The organism is Streptomyces sp. NPDC055078, assembly GCF_053607985.1.
In genome coordinates, this window is record NZ_JBSGUP010000941.1 from 1 (window position 1) to 2,350 (window position 2,350).

Annotated in this window: 3 protein-coding genes; all 3 read right to left on the reverse strand. The window is 75.1% G+C overall.

The window, feature by feature from the left end:
- Positions 1 to 1,101: GNAT family N-acetyltransferase (locus ACWF94_RS38860; protein WP_453499754.1), on the reverse strand; the 1,101-nt coding region annotated here is incomplete at its 3' end.
- Entirely contained in the window at positions 1,098 to 1,832 is a 735-nt protein-coding gene (locus tag ACWF94_RS38865; RefSeq protein WP_453499756.1) for a lipopolysaccharide biosynthesis protein, read from the reverse strand. The genes ACWF94_RS38860 and ACWF94_RS38865, both read right to left, overlap by 4 nt.
- Positions 1,829 to 2,350 (reverse strand): glycosyltransferase (locus tag ACWF94_RS38870; protein WP_453499758.1); only part of this gene is annotated, 522 nt, incomplete at its 5' end. The genes ACWF94_RS38870 and ACWF94_RS38865, both read right to left, overlap by 4 nt.

A 2,350-nucleotide genomic window follows, 5' to 3' on the forward strand; every position in this document is an offset into this window, starting at 1 on the left:
GATCTGCGCGGCGGGGAACCGGGTCTGCACGGCCCCCGCCGCGCGGTCGCGCAGGGCCGCCCGCGCGGCGTGCAGCCGCAGGGCCGGTTCGAGGGCGTGGGGGGCCATCAGCAGCCGCCGGCTGGTGACGGCCGTGGGCCGCCAGTGGTTCTTGTACGACTCCGCGCCCCGCAGCAGGCTCACCACCCGCCGGCCCGTACGGGCGGCGTGGTCCATGTCGTGGCGCAGCAGTATCGTCGCGATGTCGACCTTCTGTTCGCGCAGCCCGGGGTGGGCGCCGTAGAGATATCCCCCGGAGAGCTGTCCCGACAGCAGGGACACACTGGCCGCGACGACTTCGCCGTCCCGGCAGTACTCGGTGAGGGACGCGTTGCCGTCGCGCAGCATCCGGCGGGTCGCGCGCACCAGGTGTTCCGCGAACCGTGGGCGCAGATGCTCGACGGTGATGCCCCGGCCCCGCCACTGGAGTTCATGGAGCCGCAGCAGATGGCCGATGGCGTCGGGCACCTCGTGCTCGGTCACCGCGCGGTCCTCGATCTTCAGGGCGTCGGCCTTGCGCAGTTTGGCCCGTACGCGCTGGGCGCGGCCGGCCGGGAGACGCTTGATCAGTTCGTCCATCGGCTCGGCGGGCAGTTCGAGACAGACGGAGTCCGGCAGCCACCGCTTCGCGCCTGTCCAGCTCTCGTACAGCCTCTCGGCGGCGGCGCCGGGGCGCACCTCGCGCAGATCGATCACCCGGTGGCGGGCGGCACGCCGCAGTCCCCGCTCCAGGGCGGTGATCGCGGAGTCGGCGTGGTCGTCGACGAGGATGTCACCGTAGTCGGAGATGGTGCCGCCCAGCAGGACGAGCAGCGGCAGCGGCCGGTGGACGAGCATCAGCGGCGCGGCGGCGATCAGCCTGCCGTCGCGGCGGACGGTGACGATCCGCAGCCGCCCGCCGGTCCCGTACGACAGCCACCAGGAGTCCAGCCAGGCATGGCTCTGGAAGGGGGTCGCGCCCGAGCAGCGGCGGTGGAGGTCGTCCCACTCCTGCCGGAGTCCGGCGAACTCCCGCTGATCGCGGCAGAGAGTGGCGGTGAGACCCGCTCGCGGCCCGGTCATCGGACCCGCTTCCGTTCCTTGGCGGGGGAAGCGGTGGAGGTGGCGGCGGAGGCGGAGGCAGAGGCGGAGGTGGCCGGGGCGGGTACCACGGTGGCCGCCGGGGCCGGGCGGGCGCGGCGCCGGGGCCGGACGAGGAGCACCAGGCCGCCGAGCAGGCCGCCCGCCGACGCTCCGACGGCGGCGCTGAGCCGCGCCGACGGCGATACGGGCTGGGCCGGCTGGATCGCCTGCGAGAAGCTCACCAGTCGCACACCGGTGCTCTTGGCGACCTGATTGCCGCTCACGATGACGGCGTCCGCGACGGCGTTGGCGATGTCGGCGGCCTCGCCGGACCGGTCCGATGTACCGGTGATGGCGATCATCGGCGAGTCGGGTGAGGTCTCGGTCCGCACCTGGTCGCGCAGTTCCCGCGCGGGGACCCCGGCGGCCACGCGCGCGTACGCGATCGTGGAGTCGCTGGTGGCGATCCTGCCGTACGCCTGGGCGAAGCCGACGGCCCCGCCCGGCTGCGCGTCCTTGTCGGGGACGGCGACGACATAGCCGGTGGCCGCGTACTCGGGCGTGGCCAGCACTCCGTACGCGCCTCCGGCGACCGCTCCGGCGAGTACGCAGACGGGCAGCGGCCACCAGCGCGGCGGGGAGGTCCGGTTCCGGAATCTGCTGCTCCAGCCGCCGATCCGCCGACGGGCGGCGGAACGGGCGGCGGGCTCCTGCTCGGGCGACTCGGTCATGGGCGTGCTCCCTCGGTCGGGTGGGTGGATGAGGCGGCGGGAGGCGGCGCGGCGAGGGCCTGCGCGTAGACCTCCTGAAGAAGGGCGCTGCTGCGCGCGATGTCGTAGTGCCGGACGACCGGCGGCGGTTCGCACCGCCGGCCGTCCCGGCCCGCCGTCCGCTGCCGGTCAAGGGCCGCCGTCAGCCCTTCGGCCGTTCCGTCGAACCGCCGCGCGCCGGGCGACTGCCACGCGGGCAGATCGTCCACGGCCGGGCAGGTGCTGTGCAGTACGGGAAGCCCGGCCGCGAGCGCCTCGACCACGGCGAGGCCGAACGCCTCGTCCCGCGAGGCGGACACGAACACATCGACGGCGGAGAGCAGCGCGGGGACATCCGTCCCGGCCCGGGGGGCGGGGACGATATGTCCGGCGGACCCGGCCCCTGCCCAGGGTTCCGGGCCCGGGCCCGGGACCAGCGGACTCGGCGGCACCGCGCGAGGGGGCGCCGTGGTCGGGGGCGCCGTGGTGGGGGGCGCCGG

Coding starts and splice junctions, on each gene's coding strand:
- ACWF94_RS38865 (WP_453499756.1), bottom strand. CDS start 1,832: ATGACCGAGTCGCCCGAGCAGGAGCCCGCCGCCCGTTCCGCCGCCCGT.